This is a genomic window from Serratia sp. GW822-FHT06D09, assembly GCF_058799515.1.
The window spans coordinates 345081-364001 of record NZ_JBXALO010000001.1 but is presented as its reverse complement, the minus strand read 5'-3'; the positions used below and the strand labels follow the sequence as shown (position 1 = coordinate 364001).

Sequence of the window (18921 nt, the reverse complement as noted above, 5' to 3'; positions counted from 1 at the left end):
TGATGCGCGTCGCCATGCCATGATGTCTAATGCATTTCATAAGCAACAAGGATACCTTCAAGGTATGTCAATGATCGAACTTCGCCGCCTGCGGGCTTTCGTTACCGTGGTGGAAGAAGGCAACATCACCCGCGCCGCCGAACGACTGTTTATACAACAACCGCCGTTGACCCGCCTGTTACAGGGGCTGGAAGAGGAATTGGGGGTAAAACTGCTGCAACGCCTGCCCCGTGGCGTACGCGTTACCGAAGCCGGCAGCGTGTTGTTCAATGAAGCGCGGGCGCTACTGACGCGGGCAGAGCATCTGACCGAAGCGGTGCACCGCGCAGCACGGGGTGAACAAGGGCATATCGCTATCGGCTTCACCAGCTCCGCCGCATTGCATCCCTTCGTGCCCAATCTGCTGCGCCGCTACCGTGAGATCCTGCCTGGCATTACCACTCAGTTGGAAGAGGCAGGCAGCGGCGAACTGTTGGATGCCTTGGTGGATGAGCGGCTCGACGTGGCCTTTGTCCGCTCGCCGGTGGGCGGTATTCCCGGTTTGGCAATTGAGCCGGTGCTGCGCGAACCGATGCTGATCGCCCTGCCCATCGGTCACCCGCTGGCCACCCATGACGACCAACCGCTACCGCTGACTGCGTTAACCCGGGAGGCCTTTATTCTTTATCGTCGCCCGGCGGGCCAGGGCTTGTATGATGCCATTCTGGCGGCCTGCCACGGTGCCGGGTTCAGCCCGCGCGTTATTCAGGAAGCCCCGCGCCTGCCCGCAACCCTTAGCCTGGTAGGTGCCGGTCTGGGGTTGTCGATCGTACCGGCCTCCATGCGGCGGTTGGGCGGGGACGGCATCGTTTACCGAACCATTGCCGAACAGGCCCAGCTCAGCGCGCCGCTTTATCTGGCGCTGCGCAGCAACCGGACATCGGCCATCATCCAACGCTTTCGCGATCTGGTGGCCGAAGCCGTCAGCGAGCAGTCGCCCGGCTAATCTGTCCGGTCGGCGATACGCGTCAGATGGATCACCAGATACAGCAGTTCATCGTTCGACATCTCCATCTGCAGCAGATTCTTCACGTAGTCGCGGATCAGCAGTGCGCCGCGATAGGCATGCGGATACTCCCTGGTCACCTGCGCGAAGATAAAGTCGTCTTTCGACGCCATTTGCTGCCCCTCGACCATTCGCTGTATGAAAAACTGCATATGCACCAAAAAACGCGAGTAGTTGAGCGAGTCAGTGTCGATCGTGATGCGAAAATGGTATTTGATGATATTGAAAATGTCTTTCAGCATCTTCACCGACAGCAGCGTGTGCTCCATGTTCTGCACGTCGGTTTGACCATTAACCAGATGAAAAGCGATATTGCCCGCCTCTTCTTCCGGCAGCGCAATGTTCAACCGCCGGTTGATGTGCGCCAGTGCCTGGGTCGCCACTGCGAACTCCTGCGGGTAAAAGCGCTTCACCTCGAACAACAGGCGATTTTGGATTGCGATACCCTTGTGATAGCGCTCAATGGCGAAACTGATGTGGTCCGCCAGGGTGAAGAAAATCTGCTCGTTAATTCGCCCGTTAAGCTGCCGGTTAGCCTCCGCCAGGATCATCTGCACAATCTCGATGTGCTCTTCCGGCGTGGTTTCAATCAGCCGCAGGTAATCGCGGCCCTTTTGACTGTTCTGCACCACATACACTTTCTCTATCGCGGCCGGGTCGAGAATGTCACCCACTTTGCTGTTAAAGCCAATACCCTTGCCCATCACGATAGCTTCATTGTTATCGTCATCCGCCGATAGCACCAGGCTATTATTGAGTACCTTAATGACTTTCATCGTCGCGGCCACACCCTCTGTTTTTATTATCGTTGCCGGCCATTGGAGACAATCAGCCGTTGGTACCAATCAAAACTGCGCTTTTTGATCCGCCGCAGATCCTTCAGATCCTGCTCACCCCGGTTTACATAGATAAACCCGTAGCGCTTGGCATAGCCCTGATGGGTGCTGACCACGTCTATTGCCGCCCAGGGGCAATAGCCGATCAGTTCGACGCCGTCGTTGATGGCCAACTGCATCTGTTCGACGTGTTGTCGCATAAACTCGATGCGGTAATCGTCGTTGATTGTATCATCGGCCTGTAGCTGGTCCGGGGCGCCAATGCCGTTTTCAGTAATTAATATCGGTAAATGGTAACGTTCCGCGGTTTTACGTAGCGTCAGCCGCAATCCGACAGGATCGATCACCCAACCATAGCGGGTTTTACCGACGAACGGGTTCTCCGCCGCGCGATACACGCCCGGTTCCCCCAGCATGATTTGCTGATCGCCGGCTCGCGCGCTGATGTCCGACGCATCGCCTCGGCTGGCGGCAATGGTGGCGGTCGAGTAATAATTTATCGCCACGAAGTCCGGTTTGCCCTGCAGCAACAGCGCCGCATCACCGGGTTCCATCCGTGGCGCCAATTGACGATCCAGCAGGTAACGCCAGGCCAGCGGGTTATAACGACCCTGCACGGCCACGTCGAGGAAGCTCCAGCAACGCAGCGTTTCCCAGTTATGGGCGGCGATGGCATCCAGCGGATTGCAGGTTTCCTGATACATCGAGGTGGTATTTATCGCCGGGCCGATCTTCCCGGCCGGGCAGCGCTGATGATACAACGCCATCACCCTGGCCTGAGCCACCAACATATGGTGGCTTTGCTGATACAGTACTCGCCTGGATGGCAGCTCACCGCCCTTCGGCGTGCCAATGGCGCCCGGATGCAGGATCATGGTGTTCTGCTCGTTGATGGTCAGCCAATACTTTACCCGGTCACCGAATGCGTCAAACAACACTTCGGCATAATCGACAAAGGCATCGATGGTGGCGCGGTTCGACCAACCGCCCTGCAGCTCAAGCACATAAGGCAGATCGAAGTGATAGAGCGTTACCACAGGCTCTATGCCATGGCTCAGCAGTTCATCAATCAACTGGCGATAAAAATCCAGCCCTGCGGCGTTGACCTCACCGGTCCCCTGCGGTAGCACTCGCGTCCAGGCAATCGAGAAACGGTAGGCCTTTAACCCCAGTTCGGCAAACAGCTGCACATCCTCTCGGAAGCGGTGATAGTGATCGCTGGCGACCTTAAAATCAGCGGTTTCTGCCGGGTGATCAAGCATATCCACAATCGATGGACTTTTGCCGTCTTCGTTCCAGGCCCCCTCCACCTGATAGGCAGAGGTGGAAGCCCCCCACAGAAAATCTGCGGGGAAATCGTTCAGTCGTTGGTAAATCATGCCTGCTCCTGCTGCGCATTATTAAGGGTGATGATGGGCTGCCCAAAATCCACTGCCCCCGGTTGGCGGCAATTCAACTCAGGAAAAGCTTCGCTGTTAACCACCAGCACCGGTGTGGTGATGTCGTAACCCAGCCCGACGATCGCCGCCAGATCAAAGCGCACCAGTTCATCTCCCACCTGGACGCGATCGCCCACTTTAAGCTCGGAAGTGAAATGCTGTCCCGCCAGATTGACCGTATCAATGCCGATATGCACCAGCAGCTCGACGTCGTTGTCACCTTTGATACCGACCGCATGCATGGATGGCAGGAACGTCACTACTTCCCCCGTCAGCGGTGCGCGCAACACGCCTTCCTGCGGCCGTATTGCGACACCCTGACCCAATAGCCCCTGTGAGAACACGTCGTCGTTAACCTGCGCCAATGCCACCAGTTGACCGTTGAGCGGACTGAAAATTTGCTGTTCGTCGCCACTGACGGCCTCCGAGCCCCCAGATCCCGTTTCTTCAACCGGATCGTCGAACCCCAGCATCCAGGTCAGTGCAAAAGTCACCACAATGGCAATGGCGCAGGTGATCAGCGCATGGACAATGTTCATTGGGTTTTCGCCGATAAACGCCGGCAGCGCCGCTAATCCGGGAGAAACGAAGGCATAGCGCACCAGCCCACTCAGCCCGGCGTAAATACCGGCACAGCCGCCGCCGATCATTGCTGCAATCAGCGGTTTGCGCAGTTTGAGCGTCACGCCGTACAACGAAGGCTCGGTGATACCCAGCAGCGCGGTGAAACCCGCAGAGGACGCCAGCTGGCGCAGATTTTTGTTTTTGGTGCGAAAGGCCACGCACAGCGTCGCAGCCCCCTGTGCAATGTTGGAAGCCAACATGCCTGGGCCGTTAATCATTTCGAAACCATTTTTACTCAGTTGACCGGCAGCAATCGGCGTCATTGCCCAGGCCGTACCGGTGATCACCAGAAACGGCTGGAGGCCGCCCATCAGCATCGGGATCAGCCAACTGGCTTTACCGTCGACGATAGCGGCACCGGCGGCCACCAGATCGTTGAGGAAAATACCGAACGGCCCTACCACCACCAACGCCAACGGGGCGGTCACCAACAGGATAATCATAGGCTTGGTGAAGAACTTGATCATCGTCGGCGATACTTTCTCGGCAAACCGTTCGATATAGGACATTAACCAGACGGTGAAAATGATCGGCAACACCGAGCCGGCGTAATCCGCCAGGCGCACCGGTATGCCGACGAAATCAATCACAGTGCCCGCCGCCAGCATTTGTGCCAAGTTGGGGTGCAGCAACGCGCCGGCAATGGTCATTGCCAGGATCGGGTTACATTCGAATTTGATTGCCGCACCGTAGGCCAGCAGCACCGGCAGGAAGAAAAAGGCCGCATCGGCGATGGTGTCCAGCAGATGGTAGGTCGGGCTGGCGGCATCTATCACTCCGGTCAGTTTGAGGATCGCCAGCAGCGCCTTTATCATCCCCGCACCGGTGATAGCCGGGATCACCGGTGTGAAAGTGGTTGAAATAACGCTGATAATCTGTGAAATCACCCCGCCCCGCGCCTGGGAATTTTTCTCACTCTGACGGCCACTGAGATCGCCGATTTCTTTTTGCATCGCACGGAAGGTTTGCTGCACGTTGTTGCCGACCACGATCTGAAACTGGCCACCACGCTCCACCACGCTGATCACCCCAGGCAAGGACTCGATCGCTTTCGCTTGTACCTTGCTGTCATCGTTAAACTCCATCCGCAGACGGGTGGCACAGTGCGTCAGTTTGCTGACGTTGTCCTTGCCCCCGACCTGCAGCAAAATTTCCAGGCCCAACTGTTTGTAATCCATCGAATATCCCCGGTAAAAAAGCAAAAAAAAAGACCAAAATCAAAATGCGCCTCATCACAAGGAGAGGTGCATTCCTATTTTGGTCTTGCCTGCCTGAGCAGTAACACGCCGTAATAAAAATGTCTGGCGATCGCTAAGATCGCGGCGAAAGTATCGTCATAGTTGCCATTTTTCGGCAATAGTCTTAGTTACGCTTTGTGATTCACATCACTCTTTACCGAAAACGCACTTCAACGTTGCCCGCCGTACCCTGCCATGCCTTTTTTACTGATACCCATTTACTCAACCGCATAAAATAGCACCTGAAACACATTATCCACTTTAATTAAACTCACTTTGTTTACCTTTTATTTAATAATGGAATACATTTATTTGATACCGGTAGATAACTATTTTAAAGCGGATTTAAAAATCACAGCCGCACTCAATTAGTAACATAAATTAATATATTATTCGCGGCATCCTGTTTTTAACCCACTATGCTTTAACCGTTGCCGAATGCTTCCATTTCAGCAATAAACCCCCTGCACACAATAAAACAAAAGAATAAACCCAGTCAGCCGTATTCGCTGTGGGCCACTTTTATTTGGAGAAAGCCCTATGTTATCGCGTCGAGATATATTGAAAGTTTCCGCAGTCAGCGCCGCAGCCGCCGGTGTTATGGGCGGCATGATTAAATCCGCCAGCGCCGATGAACATCGAAATATAGTTCCCCCCAGCAATTTCCAACCCGCTGCCGATGCAAAAAATCTGTATAAATACGTCTTTAGCCACAGTAAGAAACGCAGTTTACCCAACGGCTGGGCCAGGGAGGCTACCGTTGAACAATTCCCGATTTCCGAGGGGGTTGCCGGGGTGGATATGACGCTGGAGCCGGGTGGCGTACGTGAACTGCACTGGCACGCCATCGCTGCCGAATGGGCATTTATGCTGGAGGGGCATGCCCGCATTACCATCATTGATCCTGAAGGCAAATGTGAGGTGGCAGATTTCGGCCCCGGCGACGTCTGGTATTTCCCCAAGGGTTACGGCCACTCGATTCAGGCGTTGGCAGACGGCGCACATTTTGTTCTGACCTTTGATAATGGTCACTTTTCCGAGTTCGGCACCTTCAGCATTACCGACTGGGTAACCCATATGCCCAAAGAAGTGTTGGAAAAAAGCATGAATATGCCGGCGGCGGTATTTTCCAAGGCAAAACAAGGTGAGGCTTATATTGTCGGCGGCGCCATTCCGCCCGCACTGCCCTTACCAGCCCACGATGGCGGTTTAAATAATGCACCTTTGGCTCATCGCTATGAATTAATGAAACAAAAGCCTTTCTTCGAAAATGATGCCGGCAGCGTGCACTTGGTCTCTTCAAAAGAATTCCCTATTTCCACTACCATGACCGGCATTATAGAAATCGTTAAGCCTGGGGCGGTGCGGGAATTACACTGGCATCCCAATGCCAATGAGTGGCAATACTATATTTCCGGCAAGGGGCGCATGACGGTGTTCAGTTCGCACGGCCATGTGCAGACTGAAGAATATTCTCCTACCGACGTTGGCTATGTTCCACAGGGTTTTGGTCACTATATCGAAAATATGGGGGATGACGATCTTAAGGTATTAATCGTGTTGGATAATGGCATCTATCAGGACATTTCGCTGTCTGACTGGTTGGCGAAAACTCCAGCCTACCTGTTAGCGGATAACTTCAATAACGAGGTTGCCGATTGGCTGGATCGCCCCAAAGACAAACTGGTAATGTCCCGGCGCAGAAAATGACAGGTAGCGAGGGGGGCAGCCCCCCTCGCCGCCTCTTACTGTTTGCGTTGTTCAGCGACTTGTTTGGCCGTTACCTTGCCCTGTTTTTCGCCAAATTGGCCGACAACATAATTGGCAACCGCCGCCACTTCCTCGTCCGAGTATTGAGCACCGAAGTCCGGCATGAATTCATGCTGTTCGCCGATGCTGATGCGCGTCCCCTTCAGGATCGCCTGCACCACGCTGCGGCCCTGCGGATCGTTAACCGCCGTGCTGCCGACCAAGGAAGCATATTTGCTCTGGCGTCCCGTTCCGTTCCACTGGTGGCAACCGCTGCAGTCTCCGGCGAACAGTCGCCGTCCCAACGAGTCTTCCTGCCCGCCCGGCAATATCGCGCTGGACGACGTTGCCCCCTTCGGCTGCAGATTGACCGCGCTGGCACTGTCCGTGGCGATAGGCTCGATATTGCGCAGGTATTTCACCAGCGCCTGATTATCCTCCGGCGTCAGATACTGCAGGCTGTTTTCCACCGCCTCTGCCATCGGACCGGCTGCGCTGCTGCGCCCTTCCGCGTGGCCGGTCGCCAGATACTGCGACAGCTGTTGTTCGCTCCAGGCACCGATACCGGTCTGCGGATCGGGAGTAATGTTGGCCGCAAACCACCCCTGGATCACCTCACCGCTGAGGTTTTTACTCTGATTAATGCCAAAGCCCAAATTGCGCGGCGTGTGGCATTCGCTGCAGTGTCCCAGTGCGGTGGCCAGATATGCGCCTCGGTTCCATTGCTCATCCTGATTCAGGTTCGGCTCAAAGCGTTTTTCGTTGAAGAACGCCAGGTTCCAAAACTTCATGCCCCAGCGCTGGTTAAACGGAAACGACAGCCCATTTTCCGGATTGGCCTGCTTCACCGGCGGCAGGCTGAACAGATACTCTTTGATCGCCAACACGTCGTCACGGCTCATGGCCGTGTATGAGGTGTACGGCATTGCCGGGTAAAGATTACCCTGCGGCCCAACGCCTTCACGCACCGCACGCACAAACTGATCGTCACTCCAATTACCGATACCGGTGTCGGGATCGGCGGTTATATTGGTGCCGTAAATGGTGCCGAAAGGCAGTTTAAAGGCAAAACCGCCGGCGAAAGGTTTACCGCCGGGCGCAGTGTGGCAGGCCACGCAGTCCGCAGCCCGCGCCAGATATTCGCCACGCGCCAATTTATCGCTGATCCCGGCAGGGGCACCGGCGATCGGCGCAGCAGGTTCCGGACCGACCGGCCGCAGCAGCGTATAGATCGCATAACCGCCGGCCAGCACCACGATTGCCACGATCAACCAAAATAGCCATCTCAGGGCGTTGCTCATGAGTTTCTCCCTTAATCCAACGCCTTGGCGGCCTGGTGGATGGCAGCGCGAATGCGCACATAGGTGGCGCAGCGACAGACGTTGCCGCTCATTGCCGCATCGATATCCGCATCGCTCGGATTTTTACTCTGGGCCAGCAGTGCGCTAGCACTCATGATCTGACCGGACTGGCAGTAGCCGCATTGCACTACGTCCAGATTGACCCAGGCCGCCTGCACCGCTTTGCCCGCCGGCGTTTCGCCGATCGCTTCAATGGTGGTGATTTTCTTGCCTTCGGCGGCAGAGACCGGCGTCATGCAAGAGCGCACCGGCACCCCATCCAGGTGGACAGTACAGGCCCCGCACATCGCGATGCCGCAGCCGAATTTGGTGCCGGTCAATCCGGCCTCATCACGCAAGAACCACAGCAGCGGCATATGGGGATCGCCATCAAACGTCAGCGGTTGGTCGTTTACAGTTAAAGTTATCATGCTGTTCTCCTTGCTCAGACGCTGGCGTCACGGTTGGGACGGTGTAAAGGCAGGCTAAGTGAACTGCGAGGTCTCCCGAGCAGTGCCAGTGCATTGCCGACGGCCGGAGCGATGGTTGGCACCCCCAACTCGCCAACGCCGGTAGGCGCTTCGCTTGAAGGTACGATAATCACCTCTATCTCCGGCATTTCGTCGATGCGCAGCGGACGGAAATTATTGAAGTTGGACTGCTCAACCACCCCGTCTTTCAGCGTAATGTTGCCGTACAGAGCAATACTCAGGCCATAACCTATGCCGCCCTCAATCTGCGCGCGGATCACATCCGGATTGACCGCCACACCACAATCCACCGCGCACCACACCTTGTGCACGCGCGGAATGCCACCTTCGCCGATTGACACCTCGGCTATCTGCGCCACCCGAGTATTAAACGCCTTGGCGACGCCTACGCCGCGTGCTCGTCCATCCACCACCTTCGCGCCCTGCCAGTTGGCGGCTTTGGCCACCGCCCGCAGCACGCCGGCCTCACGCGGTGCATCACCCATCAATGCCAGACGCCCCTCGACCGGATCCTGCCCGGTCTCCTGCAACAGCTGGTCAATAAAACTTTCGACGGCGTGACCGGTATGAGTACTGGCGACCGATCTTAATGAGGTGGTCGGCACTTTACCCGCGACGATATGCGCGTCGCAGAGGAAGTTTTCGAAGGTGTACGGCACTTCGCTGGCACCTTCGACCATCATCTGGTCGAGACCGTTAACCACCAGCGCCGTCATCGCGCTGTTAAGCGTCCAGGAATGACCAACGACGGTATCGCTCCAGCCCACGACTTTACCGTCGCGGATCGCCCCTCTCATCCGGTGGAGGATCATCGGACGATACCAGCCGTTGCGAATATCATCCTCTCGCGTCCACACCACTTTGACCCCGTGACCAGGACCAATAGCTTTGGCCGCCGCGGCCATGTCCGCCGCCAGGTCAGGCCCGAGCTTCGGGTTGCCCAGATCGATGCGGCGGCCAAAGCTGCCGCCGGCCAAAATGGTGTCGATTTGCACTTTTTCCGGCGGTAGCTGGAACAGATCGCACAGCTGTTTATGGTCGAGGGTTTGGATTTGGCAGCCATAGCGTGCCTTAACGCTCTCGCCATCCCAAAACAGATAGCCATCCAACGGCTCCATCGGCGCATGGGCCACATAGGGGAAGGTGTATTCCGCTTCGATCACCTTATCCGCCTTATCGAAAATCTCGCCCGGCTTGCCCTGGCTTTTCGCCACTACGCCGGGCTTTTGCGCCACCTGACGGAATTCGGCAAATATCTGCTCGGTGTCACGCCGCTCTGCCTGCGAGTCGTCCCACTCCACCTGTAATTTTTCACGGCCCTGGATCGCCGCCCAGGTATTTTTGGCATATACCGCCACGCCGGTATCGGTCTGTTTCACATCCACCACGCCCGGCACCTTCAGTGCCCGGCTGGCGTCGAACGAGGCCACCTTGCCGCCAAAACGCGGCGGTTTTTTAATGGTAACGGTCAGCATATCCGGCTCATGAATATCCTGAGTGAACTGCGCCGAGCCGTTGGTCTTCGCCAATGAGTCTACGCGGTGCAAGCCACTGACCTTACCGATCAGGGTGAAATGGCTCGGATCCTTCAGGGTCAGGCTGGCGGGATCGGGCGGTGGCAGTTGGCTGGCCAGCGCCGCAAACTCACCGAACCCTGCTTCGCGACCACTGGCGGCATGGCGGATCTTGCCCGCCTGCACGGTGATTTCTTCCGCTGAGGTTTTCCAACTTTGGGCAGCGGCCTGAACCAGCATGGCGCGCGCCATCGCGCCCATGCGACGCATCTGCTCGTAGGCGTTGGCCACCGAGCTGGAGCCGCCGGTGCCCTGAAAACCGAACGCCAGATTCTTATAGACGTTGGTATCCACCGGTGCGGCAACCACCCGCACCTGCGACCAGTCGGCATCCAGCTCTTCAGCGACCAGCGTTGCCATGCCGGTATAAACGCCCTGGCCCACTTCGGTGTGTTTACTGAGGACGGTGACAATGCCATTTTCGTCGATCTGCACGAAAGCATTGGCTTCATAAGCGGTGTTTTCTGGCGCCGTGGTCGTCGTTGTACGCGCCAGTGCGCCGGTTGACGGCAGATAGGCGCCGATCACCAATGCACTGGCGCCAACGATAAACCGCCGCCGGGTAAGCGGGACTTGAGGTAGTTTCATTGCTCATCGCTCCAAAATGCCGATCAACCTTAATCAATACGGCGACATCGTTCTTTTTATCTGCGCCGTCTGCCTGCACTGACGCGACGGGCTAATAGTTAGCGTAGTCTATTATTTTGTCTGTTTAACATTTCATCAGGATTTTCCGTTACGGATTCGTGCTGTGCATTGAGCCGCTATTGCAACCCCTATGCTATAAATTAGACCTTTGTTTCATGACACTAATGAGTGTAAAAGCCATGCCGCAGACCCATAAAAAGTTCCGTTTCTACCGTCCGTTGAAAAGCTTCACCCACACCTTTGGTGACGAATGGTTTGCGCTAAAAGCCGAAGCCTTCGCCCGTTTTTTCGGCACGCCAACCTTTCTGGTCGGCCAAACGGTGGTGGTCGCCGTCTGGATCTACCTTAACCTGGCGGGTTTCGCCAAATTTGACCCCTATCCCTTTATACTGCTGAATTTGGCGTTCAGCCTGCAGGCTGCTTATGCCGCCCCGCTGATTCTGCTGGCCCAAACTCGCCAGGCCGAACGCGATCAGGCACATGCCTTGACCGACGCTCAGCACCGCGAAGATTTGGATGAAGCCATGGCCCAACGCCAAACCCTCGCCGCGCAGCAATCTGAACAGTTACTGGAACTACTGAAGCAGAACACCGAATTAACCAACTTGACGAAACAAATGGCTGAACGCATCGAAAGTCTGGCCATCCAGTTGGCTAATCGCGATCGTGCCTGAGACAGGATCTAGTCGTGAAAATATGCCCCGTCGCAGACCAGTGATTGCACCAAATTGCATCATAACGCTCCTGATAGCGCTCTGACCGCGTTGCCCGCTGAGCATACGCAGGCTGGTACGGAAATTGCTTCTCCCCATCGTGGCTATGGAGGAGAAAAACATGAAAGCAATCATCATTGGCGGCGGTATTGGTGGGCTGTGTAGCGCCATCGCATTGCAGCGTTGCGGTATCGAAACCGAGGTTTTTGAAGCGGTCAAGGCGATCAAACCGGTTGGCGCGGCAATCTCGATCTGGCCTAACGGCGTCAAATGCCTCAACTATCTGGGGATGAAAGAACAACTGCGGGCGCTCGGGGGGCCGATGCATTTCATGGCCTATCAGGAATACCTGCACGGACAAACGCTGACGCGTTTTAGTCTGGATCCGTTAATCACCAGCGTCGGCGAACGCCCTTACCCGGTAGCGCGTGCCGAGCTGCAGGCCATGTTGCTGGACACCTACGGCCGCGACCAGGTGCGCTTCGGCAAACGGGTTAGCGGTATTGAAGAAACCCCGCAGGGCGTTACCGCCTGGTTTGAAGACGGCAGCCAGGCCAGCGGGGATTTTCTGATCGCCGCCGACGGCACCCATTCCGCTATTCGCCCTTATGTGCTGGGCCATGGCGTGGATCGGCGCTATGCCGGATACGTCAACTGGAACGGGCTGGTCACCATCGATGAGTCCATCGCACCGGCCGACCAGTGGACCACCTTTGTCGGCGAAGGTAAGCGCGTGTCGCTGATGCCGGTCTCCGGCAACCGCTTCTACTTTTTCTTCGACGTTCCCTTGCCGACCGGGCTGGCGGAAGACCGCAGCACCGCGCGAGCCGACCTGCAACGTTACTTTGCCGGCTGGGCCGAACCGGTACAGAAACTGATTGCCGCAATTGATGCGGAAAGCGTCAACCGCATTGAGATCCACGATATCGAACCTTTCGAACAATTGGTGCGGGGCCGCGTAGCCTTACTCGGCGATGCCGGGCACAGCACCACTCCGGACATCGGTCAGGGCGGCTGCGCGGCAATGGAGGACGCGGTGGTGCTGGCGATTGCCTTGCAGACCAATTCACTGGGTATTGAAGATGCGCTGCTGCGCTATCAGGAAAAACGCAGCTATCGGGTAAAAGATTTGGTGCTGAAGGCACGTAAGCGCTGCGATGTGACGCACGGCAAAGAGATGGACGTCACCCGCAGTTGGTACGAGGAGCTGAAAACCGAAACCGGTGAGCGCATTCTTTCAGGCATGAAAGAAACGATTCTGGGTGGGCCGCTGGCCTGATCCGACCCCTCTTCGAGTCGAAGAGGGTTGATTCACCCTTTGCGCCGGTGAAGACGCCCGGCCGCCAGTTCGACGACCCGATCCGCCGAGGCGATGGTTTCCGGGCGATGGGCAATCAGTAAAATCGGCAGGCCAAGCTGGCGCAGGGTATGGCTAATCAACATTTCATTATTCACGTCCAAATGGCTGGTCGCCTCATCCAGGATCAACAGCCATGGTTTTTTGTAAAGTGCCCGCGCCAACAACAAGCGCTGTTTTTGCCCGGCAGACAGGGTGCCTCCCATTTCACCGATTAACGTCTGGTAACCCATCGGCAGGTTATCGATATCCTGGTCCAACTGCGCCAGTCGCGCGCATTCAACGAGCTTGTCCTGATCAACCCGTGGCGTGAAAAATGACAGATTCTCGGCGATAGAACCGCGAAACAGCTGATCCTCCTGCAAGACTACGCCGATATGCTGACGTACCTGCGAATAATCCCCCTGTCGATGCTCAATGCCCAGCGTACGTATCATGCCGGCCGTGGGCGAATACAGCCCCAATACCAGTTTAGCCAACGTGGTTTTGCCGCTGCCGGACGCCCCCACCAGCGCCACTACCTCACCGGGCATAATGTCCAGCGAGACCTGCGACAGGATTTCGGATTCGGTGCCGGCATAGTGAAAACTGACCTGCTCCAAACTCAGCGCCGGCCGATCTTGAGGCCAGGCGCTGGCGGACAATAACAGCGTTGCGTTGCCCGCCGCCTGCGCCGCTGCGTCTTCACGCGCCGTCAACACGATATCCGCCAGCCGTTGGTTGTAGACATCCAGCATTTTGTAGGCAACGGCCTTGTCGATCAGGCCGCTGATACTGGCGGAAAACCGGCCCTGAAAAGACATGTAGGCCACCAGCATGCCGACTGAAAACTGCCCGGCCAACACCGCCCCGGCCCCCAGCCACAGCACCGCCGCCCCAACCAGGCTGCCAATGACGGTTTGCATAATGCCGTAAACCATCATCAGCTTGCTTTCGCGCAGTTCAGCATTGCGCCGTGCGACATTGAGGTTACGCCAAACCGTTTCCCGCGGCGTAAGCGCCCCGTTGACCCGCAGGCTCAGCACGCCGCGCAGGCTTTCAAGAAAATGACTGGATTCCTGGGTGCCGGCAACCCAGGAGTCATCCGCCGCTTTACGCAACGTACTGAACCAAAACAGGCGCAGCAGCCCATACACCATCGCGGCGGCCAAAGCGACCAGGGTTAACTTCACGCTGTAGAAAAACATCATGGTCAAGGTACCAAGGACCAAAAGCACATCCAAAAAGGCTTCAAGCAACGTGGTGGTGAGGGTGTCCTGAATGGTGTCGACGGCATCAAATTTCGCGCTGATATCGCCCATGTTGCGCGATTCAAACCAGTTGATAGGCAGCCGCAACAGGTGGTGAAAAACATTCGCCGTCCACTGCATATTGAAGTTGACCGCCATGGTGAGCGTCGCCCACTGGCGGGCCAGCTCCAGCAGCGTCTGGGTGGCGGCCATCAGCAGCATGGCAATGACGATCAACGTCAATAAGCTGGCGTCCAACGCCACCAGCACCTCATCAATCACCAGTTGGTTGATTAATGGGCCGATCAACGCAAACACTTCCAGCGCCAGCGCGAAACAGAAGATCCGGGCCAATGCCGCCTTCAGCCCCTGGGTTTTACCGATCAGCTCCCGCAGGCGGATCTTTTTTCGCCGATCTTTGACGACAAACTGATGGGTTGGCGTCAATTCCATCGCCACGCCGGTAAAGTGACGATTTGCCTCCTGCAGACTCATTTTAACCAGGCCCCGCGCAGGATCATGCAGCTCCAGAGTTTGCCCTCGCACCCGCTTGAGCACGGTAAAATGATTCATGTCCCAGTACAAAATGCAGGGCAGCGACAACAGGTGCAGCTCTTCAAGCTCCAGCTGCACCGCTCGGCCGCTCAGGTGCAGCCGTTCGGCGCAGGCAATCAGCTGCGAGAAGGTCATGCCGAGCTGCGAAACTTTAAACTGCGCACGCAGCGTAGGCAGATCTACGCGATGCCCATACCAACCGGCAATCATCGCCAGGCACGCCACGCCGCATTCTGCGGACTCCGTTTGGCGTATCAACGGCAGGCGCTTTCGCCAGCCCCAGTTGAGCCCTTCTGTAACGTCCATGTTTATATCCTTCCTTGCAGACTCCATAACGGCTCCAGCAGCCACTCGTACAGGCGGCGGCGATCCAACTCCACGTCTGCGGAAACGGTCATCCCAACGCGCAATGGTTCCTGGCGCCCATAGGCGGTAATGGTGGTTTTCTCCAGCGCAACGATGACGCGGTAATGCCCTTCGTTTTCCTTCCAGGTCATCGGATTTTGCTGCATGACGTCATTGGCGCTCAGGCTGGCATCGGTGATGGCGCGGGTGGCGCCATACTGCACGCCAAACTTTTCATAGGGGAAGGAGGCAAAGCGCAACCCGACCCGTTGGTGAGGTTTGATAAAGCCCACCGCTTTGCTGGGCGCAAAGAGTTCAACCTGCAGCTCGGCACCGTCAGCGACCATCATCAGCAAAGGATCGTTTTGCTTGACCGTCTGCCCCGCCCGGGCCAACACCACCGCGATGTGGCCGTTCACCGGCGCAGTGAGCGTGTGGTCACGCTGGGCAACCAGTTCTATTTCCTGTTGCCTGATGCCCTGCAACTGGCGTTCAAGTTCGGCGTCACGCCCTTGTTGCTGTTGCGCCAGCGTCCGCAGTTCCGAGGCCGCCGCGGCAAGCTCACGCTTTAACCGCAACTGCGCCTGACGCTGCATTTCTACTTTTTCCCGCGCCGTCGACAACGTCATTTTCTGCTGCTGAAACTCAAGTTCGGAAACGTAACCTTTGCCGATCAGCTTGCGGTAGCGCGCCATCAGCGAATGCGATAATTCAGCCTGTTGCTTTACCTCCACCATTGCCGCCTCTGCGCTGGTCAGTTCATCCTGAAGTTGCGTCATGCGCTGGCGCACACCGGTTTGCTGTAAAATTCGAGTGGCCAGTTCTTGAGCGCGTTGGCGCTCCAGCATGTGATATTGCCGTTTTAACGAGTCGGAAACCGACGCCAGCGTCGCGATACCCTGACCATTGAAATATTCGCCGCTGAGCCGATAAAGTGCCTGGCCGGCTTTGACGGTCGCCCCCTCCGTCACTAAACGTTCTGTAACCTGTCCGGCGCCGCGGGCAACTACCTTGATCAAACCGCTGGATGGCATCACCACACCGTCCAAACGCGCTTTACGGGTATATTCACCCAGGATCAGAAATAGCCCGATAGCCAGCACCAGCAAGATGCTGGCCCAGGCATAGGCGGTCAGACTGAGGCTGGCAGGAATAATTACCTCACCCTCCGCTTTATTGACCTGCGCAGCGAAATAACCCTCACGATAAATCTGGGGAGAACGTTCTGACATGGGGGGTTACACCTTTATCGGGATCTTGGGTCGATAATTATCTTACTGACCACGACGCTTCCATTTGCGGACAAACTTTCGTGCCGAGGTATATATTAACCTCATAAAAGTCATTGTCCCTAGCAGCACAAGGAAATAAATCATCCATTTAGCCATTTCACAAGGGATGTTAAATCTAAATATACCGCTATATTGGCTAAGCCCCACAGTAAAAAGCAAATTACGAGATAGCCCGACAGAAAGAGCGACCATAATAAAAGCCGACAAAAACGTCTTCATAAAAGTACCAGTTCAACATTAGCATGCGACCATGCCAATATCTGGCACAGTCACATCACACTGGGTAATATATATTACTACCAGTTGCAGGTGCCGCCATTATAAGAGCCAGAGTTGCTTCTTGAAGCATTTTGTGAACCATTCCCACTACCAAAACAAGCACTCAACGAACCAATCGATGAACCGACCACACTGCCAAAAACAGCTCTAGCCCCTCGAGCAATGAGGCCACCCGCCAATCATCATAATTTCAGTTTTCGTTAGGGTCTTCATAATATTTCCTTATTTTTATAATATTCACATTTAAAATCCATTCTTGATCTGCACTCATAGATATAAACATACGCCGCCGCCATGTCAATATATAAAACCATTTCCGTCGATAGAACCAAGTGAACTAAATAGAATGAATTACACGGAACATTTAATTTAACCGCTAATACAAACCAATTACTTCGCAACTGGGTGAAACATTATTTACTCGCATTTAATTAATGCCATCCCACACTATTTCAATTCCCAAAACTAACAGACCGATAAAAAAACAGCGACGAAATACCGCAGGGCGACAATGCCGGCGCAGCACACTCCCCAACCACATCCCCACCAGCGCAGGAAGCAATGCCAATAATGAGGTGCCTAGCAACGCGCCCGGCAATGCATGTTGCCACGCCAGGCCAGCGGCTAATGCCAACGTCGAAACGGTGAATGACAGCCCCAACGCCTGCACCAGATCGTCACGCGCCAATCCCAATGCATTTAAATAAGGAACCGCCGGGATCACGAATACCCCGGTAGCACCGGTAATCAGCCCGGTAAGTACACCGCATAGAGGGCCCAACCTGCGTTCAGCCCTGGGTGAAAGCCGCCACTGAAAACGGCTAAAACCCAACAGCGCGTAAACGACCAAACAGACCCCCAACGCTATCGGTGCCAACCGGTTTTGACCGGTGGTCAAGGTGCCCGTGGTCAGCATTGTGCCCATGGCGACACAGGCCATCATCGGCCACAACCTGCGGCAAAGTGCACGGACGTCCGGCCCGGTGAACAACTGCCAGAAGTTGGTCACCAGCGACGGCACCAGCAACAGCGCCGCAGCCTGTGCCGGAGACATCAGCAGGCTGAGTAACCCCATAGACACCGTCGGCAGCCCCAGGCCAATCACTCCCTTTACCGTGCCCGCCAGCATAAAGATGCCCAGCAGGGCTAAAATTTCAGGTAGCGTCAACGTCATAGGTCTATCCTTCCTCATTATCCCTTGGTGCATGGATTGTCCGCAGCCCTTGCCTGCCGCACAATGCGGCAATCACTGAGCCAGCCTGAGGCAAATACGTAGGAGAAGCCGATGCATTTCGATTTTACCGACCTGCGGCTGTTTATCGCCGTGGCAGAGGCGGGCAGCATCACCGCCGGGGCCGATCGTGCCTGCCTGTCGCTGGCATCGGCCAGTGCCCGCATTCGCGGACTGGAGCAACAGGCTGGTATTCAGCTTTTGGCCCGCGGCGCGCGGGGAGTACAAACCACTCAGGCCGGTGAACGCCTGTTGGGCCATGCTCGTCTGTTGTTACAGCAAAGCGAACGGCTACGGGGGGATATGGCAGAGTTTTCCCCGGGCAATGCCTGCCATTTGCGTATTCTGGCCAATACCGTCGCCGCCAGCGCTTTTCTCCCGGAGTTGCTGGCAGACTATCTGCTGCTTAACCCACAGACGGACATTGCGTTGGAAGAGTTGCCCAGCACGGCGATCAGCCAGTCGATCCTCGATCAAACTGCGGATATCGGCATTGTCGCCAACCACGCCGACCTGCGCGGGCTGGAAAGCTACCCGTTCCGCCAGGATCGCCTGGTGCTGGCGCTACCGGTCGATCATCCGTTAGCCGGCCGCGCCAGCGTCAGTTTTAGCGAAACGCTGGCATATGACTTTATTGGCTTAAGCGACGGCAGCGCGCTGCAGCAACATTTGGCGCAACACGCCCTACGCAACGGCGGCCCAATGCGTTTACGCGCCCGTGCAGGAAGCTTTGAAGTGGTGTGTCGGATGGTGACGCGTGGTGCCGGTATCGCCGTGGTACCGGAGGAGATCGCCCGGCAATGGCCGGGCATGCAAGTCAGAATTCTTGCGCTGGACGATACCTGGGCCACACGCCAGCTGTCGATTGTCGTGCGTCAGTTGGCCCAGTTACCGCTACCGGCGCAACGGCTTATTGCTTTCCTGCAACCGCAATAG

The 18921-nt window shown here is 56.1% G+C and carries 14 protein-coding genes; 5 read left to right on the top strand and 9 right to left on the bottom strand.

The features are described 5' to 3' along the window. Positions 1–64: 64 nt before the first annotated feature. Positions 65–985, top strand: coding sequence for a LysR family transcriptional regulator (locus tag AC1RKG_RS01695; protein ID WP_493181813.1), 921 nt, complete (start codon positions 65–67; stop codon positions 983–985). Here the strand turns inward: AC1RKG_RS01695 and licT are convergent. Genes licT through AC1RKG_RS01680 form a run of 3 tightly spaced genes read right to left on the bottom strand, consistent with a single transcriptional unit; the run spans position 982 to position 5122 of the window. Next, positions 982–1821 (bottom strand): BglG family transcription antiterminator LicT, encoded by an 840-nt coding sequence (gene licT / locus AC1RKG_RS01690; RefSeq protein ID WP_493181812.1) that lies wholly within the window; start codon positions 1819–1821, stop codon positions 982–984. The genes AC1RKG_RS01695 and licT overlap by 4 nt on opposite strands. A gap of 26 nt (positions 1822–1847) precedes the next feature. Then, positions 1848–3260, bottom strand: a complete 1413-nt coding sequence (locus tag AC1RKG_RS01685) for a glycoside hydrolase family 1 protein (protein WP_130015701.1) — start codon at positions 3258–3260, stop codon at positions 1848–1850. After that, positions 3257–5122, bottom strand: a complete 1866-nt coding sequence (locus tag AC1RKG_RS01680) for a beta-glucoside-specific PTS transporter subunit IIABC (protein ID WP_493181810.1) — start codon at positions 5120–5122, stop codon at positions 3257–3259. Before AC1RKG_RS01680 ends, AC1RKG_RS01685 begins: the two co-directional genes overlap by 4 nt. Before the next feature lie 600 nt (positions 5123–5722). Between AC1RKG_RS01680 and AC1RKG_RS01675 the strand changes: the two genes are divergently transcribed. Further along, the gene (locus AC1RKG_RS01675; protein WP_493181808.1) at positions 5723–6892 is read left to right on the top strand and encodes a cupin domain-containing protein; all 1170 of its coding nucleotides are present in this window, start codon (positions 5723–5725) and stop codon (positions 6890–6892) included. 35 nt (positions 6893–6927) lie between these two features. Here AC1RKG_RS01675 and AC1RKG_RS01670 read toward each other — a convergent pair whose 3' ends face one another. The 3 genes from AC1RKG_RS01670 to AC1RKG_RS01660 are packed head-to-tail and all read right to left on the bottom strand — an operon-like array spanning position 6928 to position 10924. Continuing rightward, entirely contained in the window at positions 6928–8232 is a 1305-nt protein-coding gene (locus tag AC1RKG_RS01670) for a c-type cytochrome (protein ID WP_048759055.1), read from the bottom strand. Positions 8233–8243: 11 nt separating this feature from the next. Next, positions 8244–8702: a (2Fe-2S)-binding protein gene (locus AC1RKG_RS01665; protein WP_020826797.1), complete on the bottom strand. Its 459-nt coding sequence runs from the start codon at positions 8700–8702 to the stop codon at positions 8244–8246. A gap of 14 nt (positions 8703–8716) precedes the next feature. Next, entirely contained in the window at positions 8717–10924 is a 2208-nt protein-coding gene (locus tag AC1RKG_RS01660) for a xanthine dehydrogenase family protein molybdopterin-binding subunit (protein WP_046373616.1), read from the bottom strand. Positions 10925–11148: 224 nt separating this feature from the next. Here AC1RKG_RS01660 and AC1RKG_RS01655 point away from each other — a divergent pair, with 224 nt between their 5' ends. Continuing rightward, positions 11149–11658, top strand: coding sequence for a DUF1003 domain-containing protein (locus tag AC1RKG_RS01655; protein ID WP_187962840.1), 510 nt, complete (start codon positions 11149–11151; stop codon positions 11656–11658). 160 nt (positions 11659–11818) lie between these two features. Further along, complete coding sequence (gene hpxO / locus AC1RKG_RS01650; protein WP_122079265.1) at positions 11819–12976, top strand: FAD-dependent urate hydroxylase HpxO; 1158 nt, start codon at positions 11819–11821, stop codon at positions 12974–12976. 32 nt (positions 12977–13008) lie between these two features. Here the strand turns inward: hpxO and AC1RKG_RS01645 are convergent, their stop codons facing one another. From AC1RKG_RS01645 to AC1RKG_RS01635, 3 genes are all read right to left on the bottom strand, one after another. Beyond that, complete coding sequence (locus AC1RKG_RS01645; protein WP_493181807.1) at positions 13009–15144, bottom strand: peptidase domain-containing ABC transporter; 2136 nt, start codon at positions 15142–15144, stop codon at positions 13009–13011. A 2-nt stretch (positions 15145–15146) separates the two neighbouring features. After that, positions 15147–16415: an HlyD family secretion protein gene (locus AC1RKG_RS01640; RefSeq protein ID WP_493181805.1), complete on the bottom strand. Its 1269-nt coding sequence runs from the start codon at positions 16413–16415 to the stop codon at positions 15147–15149. Between the two features lie 766 nt (positions 16416–17181). Further along, positions 17182–17928, bottom strand: coding sequence for a sulfite exporter TauE/SafE family protein (locus AC1RKG_RS01635; RefSeq protein WP_493181804.1), 747 nt, complete (start codon positions 17926–17928; stop codon positions 17182–17184). A 111-nt stretch (positions 17929–18039) separates the two neighbouring features. Between AC1RKG_RS01635 and AC1RKG_RS01630 the strand changes: the two genes are divergently transcribed. Then, entirely contained in the window at positions 18040–18921 is an 882-nt protein-coding gene (locus AC1RKG_RS01630; RefSeq protein ID WP_493181802.1) for a LysR family transcriptional regulator, read from the top strand.